Annotated in this window: 17 protein-coding genes, 1 tRNA gene and 1 pseudogene; 13 read left to right on the top strand and 6 right to left on the bottom strand. The window is 71.6% G+C overall.

Going from position 1 to position 19,634, the window contains the following annotated elements; all coding sequences use genetic code 11:
- The first annotated feature begins 68 nt into the window (after positions 1-68).
- The 6 genes from ABZY57_RS01830 to ABZY57_RS01805 all read left to right on the top strand — a co-directional run bounded on the left by ABZY57_RS01830 (position 69) and on the right by ABZY57_RS01805 (position 6,752).
- The gene (locus tag ABZY57_RS01830; RefSeq protein ID WP_356507114.1) at positions 69-1,838 is read left to right on the top strand and encodes an ABC transporter substrate-binding protein; all 1,770 of its coding nucleotides are present in this window, start codon (positions 69-71) and stop codon (positions 1,836-1,838) included.
- Entirely contained in the window at positions 1,835-2,794 is a 960-nt protein-coding gene (locus tag ABZY57_RS01825) for an ABC transporter permease (RefSeq protein WP_356507111.1), read from the top strand. Before ABZY57_RS01830 ends, ABZY57_RS01825 begins: the two co-directional genes overlap by 4 nt.
- Positions 2,791-3,645 carry an ABC transporter permease gene (locus ABZY57_RS01820; RefSeq protein WP_356507109.1) on the top strand — a complete coding sequence of 285 codons (855 nt, stop codon included), beginning with the start codon at positions 2,791-2,793 and terminating at the stop codon, positions 3,643-3,645. Before ABZY57_RS01825 ends, ABZY57_RS01820 begins: the two co-directional genes overlap by 4 nt.
- A 5-nt stretch (positions 3,646-3,650) precedes the next feature.
- Entirely contained in the window at positions 3,651-4,682 is a 1,032-nt protein-coding gene (locus tag ABZY57_RS01815) for an ABC transporter ATP-binding protein (RefSeq protein WP_356507107.1), read from the top strand.
- Positions 4,679-5,518, top strand: a complete 840-nt coding sequence (locus tag ABZY57_RS01810) for an ABC transporter ATP-binding protein (protein ID WP_356507105.1) — start codon at positions 4,679-4,681, stop codon at positions 5,516-5,518. Before ABZY57_RS01815 ends, ABZY57_RS01810 begins: the two co-directional genes overlap by 4 nt.
- A gap of 91 nt (positions 5,519-5,609) precedes the next feature.
- Complete coding sequence (locus ABZY57_RS01805; protein ID WP_356507103.1) at positions 5,610-6,752, top strand: agmatine deiminase family protein; 1,143 nt, start codon at positions 5,610-5,612, stop codon at positions 6,750-6,752.
- Positions 6,753-6,833: 81 nt separating this feature from the next.
- On the opposite strand, the gene ABZY57_RS01800 is transcribed toward ABZY57_RS01805, so the two are convergent.
- A complete protein-coding gene (locus ABZY57_RS01800) occupies positions 6,834-7,211 on the bottom strand; it encodes a DUF4440 domain-containing protein (protein WP_356507160.1) in 378 nt (125 codons plus the stop codon).
- 264 nt (positions 7,212-7,475) lie between these two features.
- On the opposite strand from ABZY57_RS01800, the gene ABZY57_RS01795 reads away from it, so the two are divergent.
- The gene (locus ABZY57_RS01795) at positions 7,476-7,850 is read left to right on the top strand and encodes an SAV_915 family protein (RefSeq protein ID WP_356507102.1); all 375 of its coding nucleotides are present in this window, start codon (positions 7,476-7,478) and stop codon (positions 7,848-7,850) included.
- 140 nt (positions 7,851-7,990) lie between these two features.
- Here the strand turns inward: ABZY57_RS01795 and ABZY57_RS01790 are convergent.
- Positions 7,991-8,075 (bottom strand) — tRNA-Leu (locus ABZY57_RS01790).
- A gap of 274 nt (positions 8,076-8,349) precedes the next feature.
- On the opposite strand from ABZY57_RS01790, the gene ABZY57_RS01785 reads away from it, so the two are divergent.
- Entirely contained in the window at positions 8,350-9,558 is a 1,209-nt protein-coding gene (locus ABZY57_RS01785) for a low temperature requirement protein A (protein WP_356507100.1), read from the top strand.
- On the opposite strand, the gene ABZY57_RS01780 is transcribed toward ABZY57_RS01785, so the two are convergent.
- On the bottom strand, positions 9,545-10,486 hold the full coding sequence (locus ABZY57_RS01780; protein WP_356507098.1) for a beta-ketoacyl-ACP synthase III: 942 nt from the start codon (positions 10,484-10,486) through the stop codon (positions 9,545-9,547). The two genes, ABZY57_RS01785 and ABZY57_RS01780, sit on opposite strands and share 14 nt — an antisense overlap.
- A 214-nt stretch (positions 10,487-10,700) precedes the next feature.
- Between ABZY57_RS01780 and fdhD the strand changes: the two genes are divergently transcribed.
- Positions 10,701-11,534, top strand: a complete 834-nt coding sequence (gene fdhD / locus ABZY57_RS01775; RefSeq protein ID WP_356507096.1) for a formate dehydrogenase accessory sulfurtransferase FdhD — start codon at positions 10,701-10,703, stop codon at positions 11,532-11,534.
- Between the two features lie 166 nt (positions 11,535-11,700).
- Here fdhD and ABZY57_RS01770 read toward each other — a convergent pair whose 3' ends face one another.
- Together ABZY57_RS01770 and ABZY57_RS01765 are read right to left on the bottom strand one after the other, a co-directional pair.
- Positions 11,701-12,132, bottom strand: coding sequence for a (2Fe-2S) ferredoxin domain-containing protein (locus ABZY57_RS01770; protein WP_356507094.1), 432 nt, complete (start codon positions 12,130-12,132; stop codon positions 11,701-11,703).
- 9 nt (positions 12,133-12,141) lie between these two features.
- The gene (locus tag ABZY57_RS01765) at positions 12,142-13,230 is read right to left on the bottom strand and encodes a bile acid:sodium symporter family protein (RefSeq protein ID WP_356507158.1); all 1,089 of its coding nucleotides are present in this window, start codon (positions 13,228-13,230) and stop codon (positions 12,142-12,144) included.
- Between the two features lie 183 nt (positions 13,231-13,413).
- Between ABZY57_RS01765 and ABZY57_RS01760 the strand changes: the two genes are divergently transcribed.
- Positions 13,414-14,265 (top strand): LysR substrate-binding domain-containing protein, encoded by an 852-nt coding sequence (locus ABZY57_RS01760; RefSeq protein ID WP_356507156.1) that lies wholly within the window; start codon positions 13,414-13,416, stop codon positions 14,263-14,265.
- A 218-nt stretch (positions 14,266-14,483) separates the two neighbouring features.
- Here ABZY57_RS01760 and ABZY57_RS01755 read toward each other — a convergent pair.
- Positions 14,484-14,891 (bottom strand): annotated as a pseudogene (locus ABZY57_RS01755) (MarR family transcriptional regulator); the annotation flags it as partial.
- A 215-nt stretch (positions 14,892-15,106) separates the two neighbouring features.
- On the opposite strand from ABZY57_RS01755, the gene ABZY57_RS01750 reads away from it, so the two are divergent.
- From ABZY57_RS01750 to ABZY57_RS01740, 3 genes are all read left to right on the top strand, one after another.
- Positions 15,107-16,237: an NADH:flavin oxidoreductase gene (locus ABZY57_RS01750; RefSeq protein WP_356507092.1), complete on the top strand. Its 1,131-nt coding sequence runs from the start codon at positions 15,107-15,109 to the stop codon at positions 16,235-16,237.
- A gap of 171 nt (positions 16,238-16,408) precedes the next feature.
- On the top strand, positions 16,409-18,232 hold the full coding sequence (locus tag ABZY57_RS01745; RefSeq protein ID WP_356507090.1) for a long-chain fatty acid--CoA ligase: 1,824 nt from the start codon (positions 16,409-16,411) through the stop codon (positions 18,230-18,232).
- Positions 18,233-18,364: 132 nt separating this feature from the next.
- Positions 18,365-19,627: an ABC transporter substrate-binding protein gene (locus tag ABZY57_RS01740; protein ID WP_356507088.1), complete on the top strand. Its 1,263-nt coding sequence runs from the start codon at positions 18,365-18,367 to the stop codon at positions 19,625-19,627.
- Positions 19,628-19,634 lie beyond the last annotated feature (7 nt).

The raw sequence follows: 19,634 nt of genomic DNA, 5'->3' as shown, positions 1-19,634 counted from the left end.
TGTCTCCCTCCTCGCCCCGCTCGTCGCCTGCCCGTACCTCCCCGCCCCGCATGGAAGAGAGAGCACCGATGCCCAGATCCCTTCCCTGGTCCAGAGCCGCCAGGTCCGCAGGCCACGCCTCCCCCGGTCGCGCCACCACCGCTGGCGCCTCCACCGCTGGCGCCACCACCGCTGGCGCCACCACCGCTCACCGGTCCGCCCGCCGCCGGTCCGCCCGCCGCCGGTACGCGCTGCCCGTCGCCGCACTGGCCGCCCTCGGCCTGGTCGCCGCCTGTTCCGGCCCGCCCAAGGGCGACGGGAACCAGAAGGACGCGGCCTTCAAGCTGTCCGCCGGCACCCCCGCCGCCGCGGGTGAGCTCGACTCCTTCACCTGGGCCGTGTACGCGGAACCGCCGACGCTGGACTACATCTCGGCCTTCGACTACCCGGCGAACACGATCCTGTCGAACGTCTGCGAAAGCCTGATGCGGTGGACCCCGCAGCTCACGACGGCTCCGGGGCTGGCCGAGAAGGCCACCAACCCCAATGACCTGACGTGGGTCTACGACCTGCGCCCGGGCGTGCGCTTCCACGACGGGGGCACGATGACCGCCGACGACGTGGTCTTCAGCCTGGGCCGCCAGATGGACCCGGACAACGGGGCGGCCTGGAACAGCAACTTCTCCAACGTCGAGGCCGTCACCAAGACCGGACCGCTCCAGGTGACGGTCAAGCTGAAGAAGCCCGACTCGCAGTTCCCCCAGTACATGGCGACCGCCGCGGGCGTCGTGGCCTCCCGGGCCGGGGTGCGCAAGGCCGGCGAGGACTACGGCACCAGCGGCAGCCTGGACTGCACCGGACCTTTCGAACTGGGCACCTGGAACAAGGGCCAGTCGATCGAGCTCAAGCGCTTCGACGGCTACTGGGGCACCAAGGCCAAGTCCGCCAAGGCCGTCTTCACCTTCCTCACCGACCCCAACGCGCGTACGAACGCCCTGCTGAGCGGCGAGGCCGACGGCGGCTACCTGATCCCCACCGAGAGCTACGACCGGCTGCGCGCGAGCGGCGCCGGCACGCTCTACTTCGGCGAGGGCCTCAGCACCGTCAACGTCAACGTGACGAGCATGAAGGGCGCGCTCGGTGACGTCCGCGTCCGCCGGGCCCTGTCCCTGGCCCTGGACCGCCGCGGCTTCGTCAAGGCGGGCCTGGGCGGCGCGGGCACCGTCACCACCTCGCTCACCACCAAGGCGGCCTGGGCCGGAGCGCCCGACGCCATCCGCGCGTCCGCCTTCGTGGGGCTCCCCTCTCCCGAGCAGAACATCGAGGCGGCCAAGCGGATGGTCGAGGAGGCCGGCGCCACCGGCAAGACGGTGACCATGGCCACCAGCTCGATCGGCCTGGACGTCTCGCTGCTGGCCACCGCGGTCCAGGACGCGGGCACCAGGATCGGCCTCGAGGTCAAGCTGAAGACCATCGCCCCCAACGCGTTCACCTCGCTGTTCACCGACCCGGCGGCGCGCGAGGGCCTCGACATGTTCCCGTTGACGTACTACGACTCCATCACCGACCCGATGGACCTGCTGAGCAACTTCCAGACCGGGGCCTACCAGAACTACGCCGGCTACAGCGACGAGTCCTACGACGCGCTGGCCGACAAGGCCCGCTCCGAGTACGACCCGGCCAAGCGCTTCTCCGCGGCCGCCGAGCTCCAGAAGAAGGCCGCCGACCAGCTCCTGTGGATCCCGGTCGCCGAGTGGCCGACCGCGGTCTTCCTGAACAAGCGGATCACCGGCGCCCCCACCACCATCTCCTACCTCTATTCCCCGTGGGCCGCCGGCGTCGGGGCGGCCGCGCGATGACCTTCCTGCGCTTCGCCGTCCGGCGGCTGGCCGAAATGGCCGCCACCCTGCTCGGCGCCTCCTTCGTGATCTTCGGCGCTCTGTACATGGCTCCGGGCAACCCGGCGAGCTTCCTGCTGGGCGGCCGCTCGGCCTCCCCGCAGGCACTGCAGGCGATCAACGAGCACTACCACCTGGACGACCCCTTCGCGGTGCGGTACCTGAACTGGCTCGGCCAGGTGCTGCACGGGGACTTCGGCCGGTCGATCACGTACCGCACCGACGTGTCGCGGCTCCTCGCGGACCGGCTGCCCAACACCCTGATGCTGATCTCGATGGCGCTCGTACTGGTCCTCGTGTTCGGGCTGCTCCTGGGCTGGATCGGCGCCGTCCGCGGCGGGGCCGCCGACTCCGCGATCCTGGTGACGACCACCGTCGCCATCGGCACCCCGTCGTTCGTCGCGGCGGTGCTGCTGCAGGGCCTTTTCGCGGTACGGCTGCAGTGGTTCCCCACCGGCGGGACCGGCGAAGGCTTCGGGCAGATGCTGTGGCACCTGACCCTGCCCGCCGTCGCCCTGGCCCTCTACCTGATCGGCATGCTCGCCCGGGTCACTCGGGCCGCGATGCTCGAAGTCCTCGGCCAGGAGCACGTCACGGTCGCCCGGAGCCGGGGCGTGTCCACCCGCCAGGTGATCCACCGGCACGTCTTGCGCAACGCACTGGGCACCGTGCTCACCACCGGCGGGCTCATCGTCTCCACCCTGCTGGTCTGCACCGTCCTGGTGGAGTCCGCGTTCAGTGTGGGCGGCATCGGCCAGCTCCTCGAACTCTCCACCACCACCAAGGACTTCCCCACCGTGCAGGCCATCTCCCTCATCATGGTCGCGCTGTTCATGACGGTGAACCTCGTCGTCGACCTGCTCCATCCGCTGGTCGATCCCCGGGTGACCCTCGGCCCCGCGAAGAAGGCCTCGTGAGCTCCGTCCTGGTGCGCCGGCCGGGCCTCGCCCGGCTCCGGACCTCCCGCGCCCCCCTCTCCCTGTTCTGTACGGGCTTCGTCGCCGTCGTCGTCCTCGTCGCGGTGTTCGCCCCCTGGATCGCGCCCTACGATCCCAACGCCGTCGACCTCGCGGGCGCTCTCGCGGGCCCTTCGGCCGATCACCTCCTCGGCGTCGACGCCTCCGGGCGCGACACCTTCTCCCGGCTGGTCCTGGGCGCCCGCACCTCGCTCCTCGGCCCGCTCGGCGTGGTCGCCTTCTCCACCGCGGCCGGCGTGGCGATCGGCACGGCCGCCGCCTGGCGGGGCGGCTGGCTGGACTCGGTGCTCTCCCGCAGCACCGAGCTGGTCTTCGCCTTCCCCGGCATGCTGCTGGCCATCCTGATCGTCTCGGTCTACGGCGAGGGCCTGCTCGCCCCCGTCATCGCCCTGGCCATCGCCTACCTGCCCTACGTGAGCCGGCTGACCCGTTCCCTCGTGCTGGCCGAGCGCTCCCGCCCGTACGTGGAGGCGTACCGGGTGCAAGGACATTCGGGGACGCAGATCTGCCTGCGCCACGTGGTCCCCTCCGTCATGCCCGTCGTCCTCGCGCAGTCCGCGATCAACTTCGGCTACGCCCTCATCGACCTGGCCGGCCTCGCCTTCCTCGGGCTGGGCGTACCGGCCCTGACCCCCGACTGGGGCCGCATGGTCTTCGACGGCAACGCCGCCGTCCAGGCCGGCTACCCGCTCGCGTCGATCGTGCCGTGTGCGGCCGTCGTGCTGACCGTGGTCGCTTTCAACGTCGTCGGCGAGGCCTGGGCCGACAAGGTAGCCCGGAGGGCGCGATGACCCTGATGAACACCCTTGCGATCGAAGGCCTGCGGCTGCACCTGCCGGGCGCCGTACGGCCCGTCCTCGACGGCGTCGGGCTCACCGTCGGCCCCCGGGAGACCGTGGCCCTGGTCGGCGAGTCCGGTTCGGGCAAGAGCCTGACCTCGCGCAGCGTGCTGCGGCTGCTGCCCGAAGGGGCCCGCGCCGAGGGCCTGGTGCGGGTGGCCGGGGACGACGTACTGACCATGACACCGGGCCAGTTGCGGGTGCTGCGCACCAGCACGGCGGCCATGATCTTCCAGGACCCCCGGGCGGCGGTCAATCCGATGCGCCGCGTCGGCGACTTCCTCACCGAAAGCCTGCGGCTGAACGCCAGGGCGACCAAGGCGGTCGCCGAGGACCGGGCCGTGGCCATGCTGGAGGCCGTCGGACTCACGGCGGGCGCCCTGCGCAAGTACCCCGGACAGCTGTCCGGCGGCATGCTGCAACGGGTCGTGATCGCGGCCGCGTTGATGGGAGACCCGGCCCTGATCCTCGCCGACGAACCCACCACGGCACTGGACGTCACCACGCAGGCCGAGGTGATCGGCCTCCTCGGTGATCTGCGCGAACGCTTCGCAACGGGGCTGCTGTTCGTCACGCACGACCTCGGCCTCGCCGCCGCGATCAGCGACCGCGTGTACGTGATGTACGCGGGGCGGATCGTGGAAACGGGCCCCGCCGACGAGCTGTTCGCCCGGCCCCGCCACCCGTACACGGCGGCCCTGCTGAACTCCACCCCGCGCCTGGACGCGCCCCGCGGGCGGCTCGCCGCGATCGAGGGCCGGCCGCCGAGCCTGCGGGAGGAGCTGATCGGATGCCCGTTCGCCGCGCGCTGCGTGCTCGCGACGGACATCTGCACGCGTGAGGCGCCGGCCCTGCTTCCGGTCACCGGCGAGCCGGCCCGGCTCGCCTCCTGCCACCACGGCGAGCTGATCGCCGAGCAGGAGCGGGAGCGGGAGCGCGTACGTGAACCGGGACGGGCGGGGACCGAACGGAAGGAACTCCACCCATGACAAACGCTACTGACGCGAACGCCGGCGCCACGACGGGCACGGCGAAGCCCGTCCTGGAGGTCCTGGGCCTGCACCGGACCTACGGAAGCGTCCGGGCCGTGGAAGACGTGTCGTTCCGGCTGGCCAGGGGCGGCTCCCTGGGCATAGTCGGCGAGTCCGGTTCGGGCAAGACGACCACGGCCCGCATCGTCGTGGGTCTGGAACGCGCCGACGAGGGACGGGTGTTGATCCACGACCGCGACCGGGGCGAACACGCGCGCGGCAAGGCGCGCCGCCTCGCGCGGGCCCGTGAGGTCCAGATGGTCTTCCAGGACCCCTTCTTGTCCCTGGACCCGCGCACCACCGTGGGCGCGGCGCTGCGGGAGACCCTCGCCCTGCACTTCCCCGGCGCGGACCACGCGCGCCGGATCACCGAACTGCTCGACCAGGTGGGGCTCGGATCCCGCGAGGCGGACGCACTGCCCCGGCAGTTGTCGGGAGGACAGCGCCAGCGCGTCGCGATCGCCCGCGCGCTGGCGGTCGAGCCCAGCGTCCTCGTCCTCGACGAGGCAGTGGCCGCCCTGGACGTCTCGGTGCAGGCGCAGATCCTGAACCTGCTCTTCGACATCCGCGAACAGACCGGCATCGGCTACCTGTTCATCACCCACGACCTCGGCGTCGTGCGCTGCGTGACCGATGACGTGATCGTCATGCGGAGCGGCCGGATCGTCGAGGCGGGTCCGACCCGGCAGGTGCTCGCAGCCCCCCAGCACCCTTACACGCGCCTGCTCCTGGAGTCCGTACCCCGCCCGGGGTGGGACCCGAGGAGCATCGCCGCCGCGCGCCGCGCCCTGTGAGGGGGGTCGCGGGTGCGTCGGCGCCCGCGGCCCATCGGTTCACCCGTTCCACGCCATCGCGCATCCACGCTTGACTGATCGGAGATCAGAGATGAACGAGCACGTAGCAGGGAAGCTGGACAGACGAGGGTTCCTGGCCGCGGCCGGCCTGACGGCCGCGGGCGCCGCCCTGGCATCGGTGGGCGGGCAGGCCTTCGCGGCCGGCCGGCCGTCGGCCGCGGCCGCCGGGGCGTTCTCCGTACCGTGCGAGACGGTCCGCCACACCCGGACCTGGATGGCGTGGCCCGACCGGACCTCCATCTGGGGGAACAAGCTCTCGGGGGTGCAGGCGAACATCGCGCTCATCGCGAAGACCATCGCGAAGTACGAACCGGTCGTGATGCTCGCCAACCCGGCGAGCGTGTCCAAGGCGAAGAGCGCCTGCGGAACGTCGGTCGCCGTCATCAGCACGATCCCCGTCGACGACTGCTGGATCCGTGACACCGGCCCGGTGTTCCGCACCGACGGGGCGGGCGGCCTGGACGCGTTCGGCACCAACTTCAACGGCTGGGGCAACAAGCAGAGCCACGCCAAGGACGCCCTGGTGGCCGGCCGTGTCGCCGCCTACGCCGGGGTGGCGTTCAGCACCGCCGCGTTCGTCGGCGAGGGCGGCTCGGTGGAGACGGACGGCGCCGGCACGCTCATGGCCACGCGCAGCTCCCTCATCAATTCCAACCGCAACCCCAACATGAGCCAGGCGCAGCTGGAAGCGGCCATGTGCGCCGCCTACGGCGCGTCCAAGGTGATCTGGTTCAAGGGCATCTCCGGCCAGGACATCACCGACGACCACGTCGACGCCACGTCCCGGTTCCTCGAAGAGGGCACGGCCCTGGTGCAGATGCCCCTCGCGAGCGACAACGACATCTGGGCCAAGGACGCGCGAGAGCAGTACCAGATCCTGTCCACCTCCACCGACGCCCAGGGCAGCCCGATCGCGGTCACCAAGCTCCAGGGCCCCGACTACAACAAGATCCGCTCCACGAACCCCGACTTCGTGGCCTCGTACGCCAACTACTACGTGTGCAACGGTGCGGTGATCTCCTCGCAGTTCGGTGACACCAGGGCCGACGCAGCGGCCAAGGCCACCCTCCAGCAGCTCTTCCCGGGCCGGGTCGTCGTGCAGCTGAACACCGACAGCCTGGGCGCGGGCGGCGGCGGCATCCACTGCGTGACCCAGCAGCAGCCGGTCGCGTAACCGCTCTCCCGTACGTCCGGCCCCCCGCTGTCCGCGGGGGGCCGGTCGCGTCTCCCGGGCCGCGTCTCGCGGGCCGTGGCCCTACGGGGCGACGTCGTCCCAGGCCATCGCGCTCATCCGCCAGCCCTCGGGCGTCCGGACGTACTGGGTGGTCTTGTGTCCGGAGCCCTCGAACCAGGCTCCGTCGAGGTATCCGGACTTGCGGTACTCGCTGAACCGGTGCGCGACCGAACCGAAGATCTCGGTCCGCTCGGCGACCTCCCATTCGCGGAACTCCGTCAGCGTCCCGTCGGTGAGGATCTTCTCCCGCGGCTCGATGAAGCCGTCGAGGTCGTAGATCACGGGCTCGGCCCCGACGTTCTTGATGATCATCCCCTGGGGGATGAACACCTCTCGGACGGCGCCCAGATCCGGCCGCCCGCCTCCGGCGTTGGTGAACGCCCCGAGGAAGATGCTCATCAACCGGTCCAGCTCGGCCTTGACTTCGGACACGCGTACCCTCCCGAGGGCGAAGATTCCCGGCCGATCTTCGCCTACCCCCGGCACCAGGGCAATGGCCTCGGGCCGTCAGTGATCCGTATGGACTCGGCCGCCCGCCGTCAAGGTCCCGTCAGGGGTGATCACCGGCGCGGGGAAGCGGGGATAGCTTCGGTGCCGTGCCCCGGACTGCCTCCCCGCATCCGGGGCCCCACCTGCCGCTCGTGGATCCCCTGGGAGGGCCCCATGTGTTTGTTCCGGTACGACGACGACCCGGAGCCCGAAGAACGCGTCCCGTCCGGACCCCTGTACGTGCCGGTCCTGCCGGGAAGGGCGGAGGTGGTGGTGCGCCTGTTCCGCACCCCACTGGGAGCCCGTACCGCCGTGGCCTTCACGTGTGCGGATCGGCTGGTCGCCACCCTCGGGCCCGGCCGGCCCTGGATCCGGCTCTCCGAGTCCGCGCTCCGTGCGATGGCCGAGCCGCTCGGAGCGTCACTGCTGACGGTGGATCCGACGCTGACCGCTCCTGCGGTCGGCGCGACGGCTGCTGCGCAGAGGGCGACCGATCCGCTCACCGCTCCCGTGCCACAGGATCCCGACGTCGCTGCCCGCACCGCCTGAAGGGGTTCCTCTCCCCGCGCCCGGTGGGGCGGGTGCCCGCGTCCGCGCAGGCAGCTCGATCGCGTTCACGCACGACGACAGAGCCGGTCAAAGCGAAGTTCCTTCGCTTTGACCGGCTCTGTCTGGTCGATTGACCTCTGTGTCCGAGGGGGGACTTGAACCCCCACGCCCGATAAAGGGCACTAGCACCTCAAGCTAGCGCGTCTGCCATTCCGCCACCCGGACAGGTGGTCGGCCCCGGTTTCCCGCGGCGACATGGACAACAATAGCAAAGGTTCGGCGGGGTTCCGACCAGGTATTTCGCCCGGCCCGAGTCCGACGCGCCGCGCTGACCTGCGGGCATGTCCGGGACGGTTCGCGCGCCCGGCGCGGCGTCGTGGCCCGGTGGCCGTCGTGCGGCAGCGGCCCCGAGGGCTCCCGGATGCTGATACCCGCTGGACACCCGCGTGCCGAGGCGATCGGATAGCGCCGCACGTTTGAGTCCAGGGGGGAATCACGTATGGAATCCGAACATCGCGTCAGCACGCTGGAGCTCTTCTTCGACCTCGTCTTCGTCTTCACCATCACCCAGCTCACGGTGCTGCTCGCGGACGATCTCACCCTCCGCGGCGCCGGACGGGTCCTGCTGATCTTCACGGTGCTGTTCTGGATGTACGGCGGCTACGCGTACCTGACCAATCAGGTGCCTCCCGACCGGCCCGTGCGCCGTGTGCTGATCCTGCTCGCCATGGGGGCGTTCCTGGTGTGCGCCCTGGCCGTGCCGACGGCCTTCGGGGAGGGCGGGGTCGCCTTCGGGCTCGGCTACCTGGTCGTCGTGATCACGCACAGTGCGCTGTACAGCCAGGCCCACGGGCGCGGGGTGCTGTGGTTCGCGCTGCCGAACACGCTGTCCGCGCTGTCGGTGACGGCCGCCGGGCTGTTCGACGGGGCGGTGGCCCTCGGGCTGTGGGGGCTGGCGCTGCTGTTCCAGTTCGTCACTCCCGCCATCTCGCGGCGGGCGGCCGCCTCCGGGGCCGACGCCGCCGAGGGGACGACGGTCGAGGAGCAGCTCGGCGGGATCGGCGCCGCGCACTTCGTGGAACGGCACGGGCTGCTGCTGATCATCGTGTTCGGCGAGTCGATCATCGCGGTCGGCATCGGTGTGGGCTCGCTGCCCCTGACCTTCGGGATCGTCGTCGGCGCGTTCCTGACGCTGGCCGTCGGGGCCGCGCTGTGGTGGATGTACTTCGTACGCGACGAGGGGCGTGCCGAGCACGTCTTCGCGGGCTGTTCCCCGGACCGGCGTTTCAAGCTGGCGCTGCGCGCGTACTACTACTGCTTCATCCCGATGCTGCTGGGCATCGCCGCCTTCTCGGCGGGCGTGAAGAAGAGCATCGGCCACCTGGGCGAGCAGCTGCCGGCCGGGCCCGCCCTCGCGCTCGCGGGCGGGGTCGCCTGTTATCTGGCGGGGGACGTCGCCTTCCGGCTGGGCTTGCGGATCCGGCCGGTACGGTTCCGCGCGCTCGCGGTGGTGCCCGTACTGGCGACCGCCGCCGCGGGCATGCGGATCGGCGCGGTGTGGCAGCTGACCGCGCTGGTGCTGGTGCTCGTGGCCGCGCTGGCGGCGGAGTCCCGCGCCGCGGTCCCCGGGCCGGACTCGGCCGAGTCCGCGCCGGAGCCTGTGACGGGGACCGCCGCGGGCTCCGGCCCGGGTGTCACGGGCAGCTGATGACCTGGCCGGCGTAGGAGAGGTTGCCGCCGAAGCCGAAGAGGAGGACGGGCGCCCCGGAGGGGATCTCGCCGCGCTCGACCAGCTTGGACAGGGCCATCGGGATGGAGGCGGCCGAGGTGTTGCCGGAGTCGACCACATCGCGGGCGACGACGGCGTTGACGGCGCCGATCTTCGCGGCGAGCGGCTCGATGATCCGCAGGTTCGCCTGGTGGAGGACGACCGCGGCCAGGTCCTCGGGGGTGATCCCGGACTTCTCGCAGACCTTGCGGGCGAGCGGGGGGAGCTGGCTGGTGGTCCAGCGGTAGACGGACTGGCCCTCCTGGGCGAAGACCGGCGGCGAGCCCTCGATGCGGACCGCGTTGCCCATCGAGGGGACCGAGCCCCACAGGACCGGGCCGATGCCGGGCTCGTCACAGGCCTCGACCACGGCCGCACCGGCGCCGTCGCCGGTCAGGACGCAGGTGGTGCGGTCGCTCCAGTCGGTGATCTCGGTCATCTTGTCGGCCCCGATGACCAGCGCCCGGGTGGCGGCGCCGGCCCGGATCGCGTGGTCGGCGGTGGCCAGGGCGTGGGTGAAGCCCGAGCAGACGACGTTGATGTCCATCACGGCGGGGCTGGAGCCCATCCCGAGCTTGGCCGCGACGCGGGCGGCCATGTTGGGGGAACGGTCGATCGCGGTGGAGGTGGCGACGAGGACCAGATCGATGTCGTCCGGGGTCAGACCGGCGCTCGCGAGTGCCTTGCCGGCGGCCTGGTAGGCCAGCTCGTCGACCGGCTCGTCGGGGCCGGCGATGTGCCGGGTCTTGATCCCGACGCGGGACCGGATCCACTCGTCGTTGGTGTCCACCATGGTGGCGAGGTCCTCATTGGTGAGCACCTTCGAGGGCTGGTAGTGCCCTAGCGCCACCACGCGTGAACCGGTCATGGGCGGGGTCCCCCCTTGTAAGGCAGTCAGGATGTACCAGCTTTGCCTGCTACTGATGGGTACGGGGGCGCGTGACCCGACAGGATTCAGTGCCCGGAATTTGGAGCTTCCCGAGGGTCCTCCGGCCGCGGAAGGTGCCCGGAGCGGATCCGGGACAATGGGTGCTCCGGGCTTGGAACGAGCCGGTCAACGACAGAACAGGTGGACTGATCACATGGGACGGGTCACCGAACGCCGTCGCGTCGTCCGGGTCCGGAACGGCGTGGCAGGGGCCCGGGCGGACACGCTGGTGGCCGAAGAGCCGCTGGAGATACGGCTGAACGGCAAACCGCTGGCCATCACGATGCGCACCCCGGGTGACGATTTCGCGCTGGCCGTGGGATTCCTGGCCAGCGAGGGAGTGCTCGCCTCCGCCTCGGACGTCCGGGCCGTGACCTACTGCGAGGGCGCCGCCGAGGACGGAACGAACACCTACAACGTGGTGAACGTGCAGCTCGCCGCGGGAGTTCCGGTGCCGGACATCACGCTGGAGCGGAACGTCTACACCACCTCCTCGTGCGGCCTGTGCGGGAAGGCCAGCCTGGAGGCGGTGCGCACCGCGACCCGGTTCCCGGGGCTCGCGGACGATCCCGTACGGGTGGGCGCGCGGGTCCTCGGGGAGCTGCCGGACCGGCTGCGCGCGGAGCAGAAGGTCTTCGAGCGCACGGGCGCCCTGCACGGCGCCGGGCTGTTCTCGGCGGGGGGCGAGCTGATCGACGTACGGGAGGACGTCGGCCGGCACAACGCGGTGGACAAGATCGTCGGGCGGGCGCTGCAAGCCGGGCGGCTGCCGCTGGCGGGCACGGTGCTGCTGGTGTCGGGGCGGGCTTCCTTCGAGCTGGCGCAGAAGGCCGTGATGGCGGGCATCCCCGTGCTGGCGGCCGTATCCGCTCCGTCCTCGCTCGCGGTGGACCTGGCGCTGGAGTCGGGGCTGACGCTGGTCGGGTTCCTGCGGGGCGGGGACATGAACATCTACGCGGGCGAGGAACGGATCGACCTGACGGCGTGAGCCGCGCGGGCGCCGTCCTCGGACGCGATGCGCTTGTTGAGCTTCATGAGGGGCTCCCTGGTGGTTCGGGGTCGTCCGGCCGACACCCAGAACCTAGGAGAACCGGACATTTCCTCGCTCCAACGTTCTCCGCCCCCGCGCCCGCTCCTTCCTTACGCGGCCCCGATCAGCGCGTGCGGCGGCCGCGGCGGGGGGCGGGCTCCGCCGGCTTCGGATCCGGGGGGTCGATGCGGTGGAGGTCGAGGGTCGCCGGGAGCGGGACGGCTCCGGGGCCGCCCTCTTCGGCCCAGGCGATGATCTCGTCGGTGGCGGTGTCGTCCATGGCCCAGCCGAACCAGACCGCGCGGGCGCCCCGGCGGCGGGCCTCCGTGGTGGGCTGGACCACGATGACGTTGGCCTGCGCGCAGGGGCCGAGGCAGTCGCTCGTACGGACGGCCAGGCGCCCGCCGGAGGCCGCCGCGACCTCCCGCAACCGGGCGAGCTGTCCCGCGTGGTCGGTGCCGGGGTTCTTGCGGGGGTCGCCGCAGCAGCAGCCCCGGCAGACCACCAGGGTGCAGGGGCGCGGGGCGTGGGCGGAGAGCGGGCGTATCCAGGTCACCGCCGCACGTTACCGGGCCTCGGGGACCGGGTGTTGGGGGGCGTGCGAGACCTCCGCCACATGCCCGGCGGCGAGTTCGGGCAGCTCAGTGGCCTGCGGGGCCTGCGGGGCGTGGGAGTCCCGCGGAGTCTGCGGGTCCCGCGCGCGGCGGCGGGCCAGTACCGCGCAGACCATCAGCTGCATCTGGTGGAAGAGCATCAGCGGGAGCACGGCGAGGCTCGCCTGGGCGCCGAACAGCACGCTGGCCATGGGGAGTCCGGCGGCAAGGCTCTTCTTCGACCCCGCGAACTGGATGGCGATCCGGTCCTCGCGGGTGAAGCCGAGGCGCTCGGCCCCGTACCAGGTGACTGCCAGCATCACGGCGAGGATGACCGCTTCCACGGCCATCAGTCCGCCGAGGCGCGGGAGGCTGACCTGGCGCCAGATCCCGGCGGCCATGCCCGCGCTGAAGGCGGTGTAGACGACGAGCAGGATCGAGCCGCGGTCGACGTAGCCGAGGACCGATCTGTTGCGGACGAGGAAGCCGCCGGCCCAGGGGCGCAGGGCCTGGCCGAGGAGGAAGGGCAGGAGCAGCTGGAGGACGATCTTCAGCAGGGAATCGGCGGAGAAGCCGCCCGCGCCGCTGCCGAGGAGGCCGGCGGCGAGGAGGGGGGTCAGGAAGATGCCGATGAGGCTGGAGAAGGAGCCCGCGCAGATCGCGGCGGGGACGTTGCCGCGGGCGATCGAGGTGAAGGCGATGGAGGACTGGATGGTGGAGGGGACCAGGCAGAGGAAGAGCAGGCCGCTGTAGAGGGGAGGGGTGAGGACGCCGGGGACCAGGGTGTGCGCGGCGAGGCCCAGGAAGGGGAAGAGGAGGAAGGTGGAGGCGAGCACGGTGAGGTGGAGCCGCCAGTGCCGCATCCCGTCGAGGGCCTCGCGGGTGGAGAGCCGGGCGCCGTAGAGGAAGAAGAGCAGGGCCACCGCCGCGGTGGAGGCGGCCTCGGCCACGGAGGCGGCCGAGCCGCGGGCGGGCAGCAGGGCGGCGAGGCCGACGGTGGCGAGCAGACCCATGATGAACGGGTCCACGGGGAGCCAGGCGGGCAGGTGCGGGCGGCGCATGCGGGTGCTCACTTGCTGAAGTCGGCGGGAGGGCGGGACCGTGCGGGGCCGCGGTGCGGGCGGTGCGGTGCGGTGCGGGCGGGGTCTCCTTTTCATTTTCGGGGGTGAGATGGTGATCGGGAAACCCGTACACCGTTCTCACTGTCATCACGGAACGTGATGAGCAAGGGTAAGGTGGACGGCGTGTACGACCCCGTTCAGCTGCGCACCTTCCTCACCGTCGCCCAGACCCTGAGCTTCACGCAGGCCGCCGCCCGGCTCGGCGTGCGCCAGTCCACGGTCAGCCAGCACGTGCGCCGGCTGGAGGAGGCCACGGGTCGGCCCCTCTTCCTGCGCGACACGCACAGCGTGGACCTCACCGAGGACGGCGAGGCACTGCTCGGTTTCGCCCGCTCGATCCTGGAGGCGAACGAGCGCGCGGCGGCCTTCTTCGCGGGGACGCGGATCCGGGGCCGGCTGCGCTTCGGCGCCTCGGAGGACTTCGTGCTGACCCGGCTGCCGGAGATCCTGGAGGCGTTCCGGCACGAGCACCCCGAGGTGGAGCTCGAGCTGTCCGTGGAGCTGTCGGGGACCCTGCACGAGCGGCTGGACGCGGGGCGCCTGGACCTCGTACTCGCCAAGCGGCGCGGGGACGGGGACGAGCGGGGCCGGCTGGTGTGGCGGGACCGGATGGTGTGGATCGGGGCGGAGGGGCTGCGGGTGGACCCGGACCGGCCGGTGCCGCTGATCGTCTTCCCGCCGCCGGGGATCACGCGGGCGCGGGCGCTGGACGTGTTGCAGGCGGACGGGCGGCCGTGGCGGATCGCCTGTACGAGCGGCAGCCTGAGCGGCCTGATCGCGGCGGCGCGGGCGGGGCTGGGCGTGATGGCCCATACGCGGGGGCTGATCCCGCCCGGGCTGGTCCGGGTGGGCGGCCTGCCGGACCTCGGAACGGTGGAGTTCGCACTGCTGCGGGGGGCCCGCGGCTCCGCCGCCGCGGAGGCCCTGGCAGCGGCGATCCTGTCGGGCGCGGACCGACTCACACGGGCCGCGTAGCTACCTACGGACTCCCCCGGTTCCTACGGAGCGGGGTTCCTACGGAGCGGGGTTCCTACGGAGCGGGGTTCCTACGGAGCGGGCGCCGCGGGAACGGGCACCGCGGAAGCGGGCGCGGCGGGAACGGGCGCCGTGGGACCGGGCGCGGCGGGAGCGGGCGCCGCGGGAACGGGCGCCACGGGCGGGTTGCACGCGGCGCGGGTGCCGTCTTCCTCCGTGCGCGGCCAGTACCGGCCTTCGAGGGCCTCGGCGCTGCGGTTGAGCCGGACCAGGGCGTCCTCCAGCTCCCGCACCTCCTCCGGGGACCAGCCGGCGACCACCCGGGCCAGGCAGGACTGGTTGACCTCACGGTCTTCGGTGAGCCGGCGCCCGCCTTCCACCGTGATGCGCAGCTTGCGGGCCATGCCACCGTCCGGGTCCGCGACGCGCTCGGCCAGTCCGCTGCGCAGCAGGGCGGCCGTCTGGCGGTTCACGGTCGAGGTGTCGAGCCCGAAGGCTTCCGCCAACTGTCCGATGGACATGGGGCCTTGCGTATCGATCCGGCTGAGCAGCAGGTACGCCGACCGCTCCAGGCGTTCGTGGTCGCGCTCGCGCCGGGCGAGCACCTGGTGCCGCGAGAGCAGCATCAGCTCCCGCTCGAGCTTCTCCAGCACTGCGCCTCCCCTCTGTCCGGCGCCCCATTATCGCGGACCTGTGAAACCGGGGGCCGCCGGGCCCCCACGAGCGCGGCTCGGCCGTACGCGAGCCGCCGGAACACTCGATATGCATGATACATAACATGTGTACTATGCACTTCTCGTTGCCACCCCGACGAGCCACAGCCTCAATCCGGAGGACCCGCATGACCGTCACCACGCCCACCGCCTCGCGCGCGGCCGAGATCCTGTCGCGGCCCGTCCAGCTGAACGGCCTGACCGTCCCCAACCGCATCGCGATGGCGCCGATGACGCGGATGTTCTCCCCCGGCGGCGTGCCCGGGGAGGACGTGCAGGCCTACTACGCCAGCCGGGCCGCCGCGGGTGTGGGCCTGATCGTCACCGAGGGCACCTACGTCGGCCACGACTCCGCCGGGCAGAGCGACCGGGTGCCGCGGTTCCACGGCGAGGAGCAGCTGGCCGGGTGGGCGAAGGTCGCCGCGGCCGTGCACGAGGCGGGCGGCACGATCGTGCCTCAGCTGTGGCACATAGGCATGGTGCGCAAGCAGGGCGAGGCGCCGTACCCGGACGCCCCCGCCGTCGGCCCCTCCGGCATCCGCGTCGACGGCACCGAGGGGACCGGCAGGGCGATGACCCGGGCCGACCTCGACGACGTCATCGGGGCGTTCGCCGACGCCGCCGCGGAGGCCGAGAGGATCGGGTTCGACGGGGTCGAACTCCACGGCGCCCACGGCTACCTGCTGGACCAGTTCCTGTGGGAGCGGACCAACCGCCGCACCGACGCCTACGGCGGCGACGCGGTGGCCCGTACGAAGTTCGCCGCGGAGGTCGTGGCCGCGGTCCGCGAGCGCGTCGCGGCCGACTTCCCGGTGATCTTCCGCTACTCGCAGTGGAAGCAGGAGGCCTACGACGGACGGCTCGCGCAGACGCCGGAGGAGCTGGAGGCGATCCTGGCCCCGCTGACGGCGGCCGGCGTCGACGCGTTCCACGCCTCCACCCGGCGCTACTGGCTCCCGGAGTTCGAGGGCTCGGACCTGAACCTGGCGGGCTGGACGAAGAAGCTCACCGGCCGGCCGGCGATCACCGTCGGCTCGGTCGGCCTCGACGGCGACTTCCTCCGCGCCTTCGCCGGCGAGGGAGCCGCACTCGGCGACATCGACGACCTCCTGGACCGCATGGAACGCGACGAGTTCGACATGGTCGCCGTCGGCCGGGCGCTGCTCCAGGACCCGCAGTGGGCCGCGAAGGTCCTCGGGAACCGCTTCGACGAGCTGAAGCCGTACGACGCGGCGGCGCTCAGGTCCCTCAGCCGGTAGCCGCAAGCCGCCCGGACGGACGGCCCGCCCGCATCCGCCGTACGCGGGCCGTCCCACCGCGCCGGACACCCCGCCGTGGAGGTGGGGAGGTCTTGTGCAGGTCTCCTTTCGGTGATCACGTGCGGAGGGGCGTGGGATAGCGTCGCCGCGCCGTACGGAGAGGAGCGGGCCTTGCACGAGATCACCGTCCCACCGGTCGTCACGGGCTCACCCGTCGGAGGTCTGGCCGACGCCGTCTTCCTGCACGCACGCGAGGACCCCGGCCGGGTCGTGCTCGGCCGCAAGTCGGGCGGGGTCTGGGGGGACGTGACCTCGGGCGAGCTGGCCTCCGAGGTGCTCGGGCTCGCCAAGGGGCTGCTGGCGCAGGGCGTCCGCTTCGGGGACCGGGTCGCGATCATGTCCCGTACCCGCTACGAGTGGACGCTCTTCGACTTCGCCCTGTGGGCGATCGGCGCCCAGCCGGTCCCCGTCTATCCCTCGTCCTCCGCCGAGCAGGTGCACTGGATCCTCTACGACTCCGAGTGCACGGCCTGTGTGGTGGAGGACGAGGACCAGGCCATGACCGTCGGGTCGGTGATCGACCGGCTGCCGATGCTGCGCCGGCTGTGGCAGTTGGACGCGGGCGCCGTGGACGGACTCGTCGAGGACGGGCTCCAGGTCGCCGAGGACGTGGTGCACCGCCACCGGAGCGCCGTGACGCCCGATGCGACGGCCACCGTCATCTACACCTCGGGGACCACCGGACGCCCCAAGGGCTGTGTGCTGACCCACGGCAATTTCATGTTCGAGGCCGACACGATGGTGACCCGCTGGGAGTCCGTCTTCCGGGCCGGGCCCGGTGAGCAGCCGTCCACCCTGCTCTTCCTGCCGCTCGCCCACGTCTTCGGGCGGATGGTGGAGGTGGCGGCCGTCCGCGCCCGGGTCAAGCTCGGGCACCAGCCGGTGCTGGCGGCGGCCGAACTGCTGCCGGACCTGGCGGCGTTCCGGCCGACGTTCGTGCTCGGGGTGCCGTACGTCTTCGAGAAGGTCTTCGCCGCCGCCCGCCGCAAGGCCGAGACCGAGGGCCGGACGGGTCCCTTCGACCGGGCGGTGGAGACGGCCGTACGGTACGCGGAGGCGCGCGAGCAGAAGGCGTTCGGCACCGGGCCCGGGCCTTCGGCGAAGCTGCGCATGGAGCACCAGCTCTTCGAGAAGCTGGTGTACGGGAAGGTCCGCGAGGCGCTGGGCGGCCGGGTGCGGCACGCCATGTCGGGCGGCTCCGCGATGTCGCGCCGGCTGGGACTGTTCTTCGACGGCGCCGGGGTGACGGTCTTCGAGGGCTACGGGCTCACCGAGTCCTGCGCGGCGGCCACCGCGAACCCGCCCGGGGCCACCAAGTACGGCACCGTCGGGCCGCCGATCCCCGGCGGTACGGTGCACGTCGCCGACGACGGGGAGATCTGGCTGCACGGCGCCCACGTCTTCTCCGGGTACCTGGGCGACCCGCACGCCACCGAGGCCGTACTGAGGGACGGCTGGCTGGCGACCGGGGACCTGGGGCGTCTCGACGCGGACGGGTACCTCACGATCACGGGGCGCAAGAAGGAGATCCTGGTGACCTCCAACGGCAAGAGCGTCGCCCCGGCCGCCCTGGAGGAGCGGGTCCGCTCGCATCCGCTCGTCTCCCAGTGCGTCCTGGTGGGCAACGACCGGCCGTACATCGCGGCCCTGATCACCCTGGACATGGAGGGGGTCGCGCACTGGATGGCGATGCGCGGCCGCCCCCAGCTGCCGGCGGCGGACCTGGTGCTCGACCCCGATCTGACGGCGGAGGTCCGCCGGTCGGTGGTGGCGGCCAACACCCTGGTCTCGCAGGCCGAGTCGATCCGCACGTTCCGCGTCCTGGGCGAGCAGTTCACCGAGGAACGGGGCCTGCTGACGCCTTCGCTGAAGCTGAAGCGGCGGGCGATAGAGAAGCTCTACGCCGAGGAGGTGGCGGCCCTCTACCAGTCCTGACGAGCGCGCGGAGCGATCACGCCAGCGGCCCGAACCGTTACCTGACGGGTCGTCACTTTACTTGTCGTTGATATTGACGATGCGTCAGGTCGCGCACAGAATGCGGGGATTCCGACCGGAGGGGATCCACACATGTTGCGACCGATCCGCACCCTGGCCGCCGCGGCGGCTACGCTCGCGCTCGTCTCCGCCTGCAATTCCGCCTCCAACAGCGCCTCCCCCGACAAGCCGGGAGCCGCCGGCAACTCCCGCGGGGTGAGCGCCGACTCGGTCAAGGTCGGCGGCATCGTGTCGATGACCAGCGCCAGCGGTTACAGCAAGAAGGACACCGACCTCGGTGCGAAGGCCCGCTACATGAGAGCCAACTCCGAGGGCGGGATCAACGGCCGCAAGATCGACTACATCGGCGCCGAGGACGACGGGCAGGACCCCGCCAAGAACCTGGCCGCGGCCCGCAAACTCGTCCAGCAGGACAAGGTCTTCGCGGTCTCCCCCATGAGCTCGGTCACCTTCACCGGCGCCGACTTCCTGGAACAGGAGAAGGTGCCCACCTTCGGCTGGGGCACGCTCCCCTCCTTCTGCGGACCCAAGTACATCTACGGGTTCAACGGCTGCCTCGTCCCCACCCCCGGCGGCACCATCAACCAGACCTGGCCCGAGGGCATCGGCCAGGTCCTCGGCGGCGCCCAGGGCAAGTCGGTCGCGATCATCGCCAACGACAGCGACGCCGGGAAGTTCGGCGTGCGCACCTTCCAGCAGGGCTTCACCAGCGCCGGGTTCAAGGTCTCCTACGCCAAGGCTTCGGTGCCCGCAACCGCCGTGCCGAGCGACTGGTCGGCGTACGTCAAGGAGATCCTCGAAAGCAACGGCGGCAAGGCCCCGGACGCCGTCGTCTCCGTCATGCAGACCCCCAACAACATCGGGCTGTTCACCTCGCTCAAGCGCAGCGGCTACAAGGGGCTGCTCTCCGACCCGACCGACTACGACCCGGGCCTGCTCGCCAAGGACGCCACCAAGCAGGCCCTCGACGGCGTGCACGTCCTGCTGCAGTTCGAGCCCTTCGAGTCGGCGAACCCGAAGATGGCCCAGTTCAAGGCCGACATCAAGGCCGCCAACGGCGGGCAGGACATCCCCCTCAACATGCACATGATGACGGGCTACATGTCGGCCGACCTGTTCGTGTCCATCGCGCAGAAGGCCGGCAAGGACCTGACCGTCGAGTCCTTCCAGACGGCCGCGCAGAGCTTCTCCGACACCGCCACCCTCGTCGGCGACCGCGCGGAGCCCAAGGGCCAGAAGGACAGCTTCGGCTGCGGGGCACTCGTCCAGCTGAAGAACGGCGCGTACGAGGTCTCCGTGCCGTTCAAGTGCTACGAGCCCATCCCCTTCAAGTAGGGGTGCG

It is taken from the genome of Streptomyces sp. NPDC006450 (genome assembly GCF_040612195.1).
Classification (GTDB): Bacteria; Actinomycetota; Actinomycetes; order Streptomycetales; family Streptomycetaceae; genus Streptomyces.
Note: the sequence above shows the minus strand (reverse complement) of the source record. Positions and strands in the feature narration are given on the sequence as shown.

What these genes read in the sequence shown, in the direction of transcription:
- ABZY57_RS01830 (WP_356507114.1), top strand. Translation starts at nt 69, where the DNA reads ATGCCCAGATCCCTTCCCTGGTCCAGAGCCGCCAGGTCCGCAGGCCAC.
- ABZY57_RS01825 (WP_356507111.1), top strand. Translation starts at nt 1,835, where the DNA reads ATGACCTTCCTGCGCTTCGCCGTCCGGCGGCTGGCCGAAATGGCCGCC.
- ABZY57_RS01815 (WP_356507107.1), top strand. Translation starts at nt 3,651, where the DNA reads ATGAACACCCTTGCGATCGAAGGCCTGCGGCTGCACCTGCCGGGCGCC.
- ABZY57_RS01810 (WP_356507105.1), top strand. Translation starts at nt 4,679, where the DNA reads ATGACAAACGCTACTGACGCGAACGCCGGCGCCACGACGGGCACGGCG.
- ABZY57_RS01805 (WP_356507103.1), top strand. Translation starts at nt 5,610, where the DNA reads ATGAACGAGCACGTAGCAGGGAAGCTGGACAGACGAGGGTTCCTGGCC.
- ABZY57_RS01800 (WP_356507160.1), bottom strand. Translation starts at nt 7,211, where the DNA reads ATGAGCATCTTCCTCGGGGCGTTCACCAACGCCGGAGGCGGGCGGCCG.
- ABZY57_RS01795 (WP_356507102.1), top strand. Translation starts at nt 7,476, where the DNA reads ATGTGTTTGTTCCGGTACGACGACGACCCGGAGCCCGAAGAACGCGTC.
- ABZY57_RS01785 (WP_356507100.1), top strand. Translation starts at nt 8,350, where the DNA reads ATGGAATCCGAACATCGCGTCAGCACGCTGGAGCTCTTCTTCGACCTC.
- ABZY57_RS01780 (WP_356507098.1), bottom strand. Translation starts at nt 10,486, where the DNA reads ATGACCGGTTCACGCGTGGTGGCGCTAGGGCACTACCAGCCCTCGAAG.
- fdhD (WP_356507096.1), top strand. Translation starts at nt 10,701, where the DNA reads ATGGGACGGGTCACCGAACGCCGTCGCGTCGTCCGGGTCCGGAACGGC.
- ABZY57_RS01765 (WP_356507158.1), bottom strand. Translation starts at nt 13,230, where the DNA reads ATGCGCCGCCCGCACCTGCCCGCCTGGCTCCCCGTGGACCCGTTCATC.
- ABZY57_RS01750 (WP_356507092.1), top strand. Translation starts at nt 15,107, where the DNA reads ATGACCGTCACCACGCCCACCGCCTCGCGCGCGGCCGAGATCCTGTCG.
- ABZY57_RS01740 (WP_356507088.1), top strand. Translation starts at nt 18,365, where the DNA reads ATGTTGCGACCGATCCGCACCCTGGCCGCCGCGGCGGCTACGCTCGCG.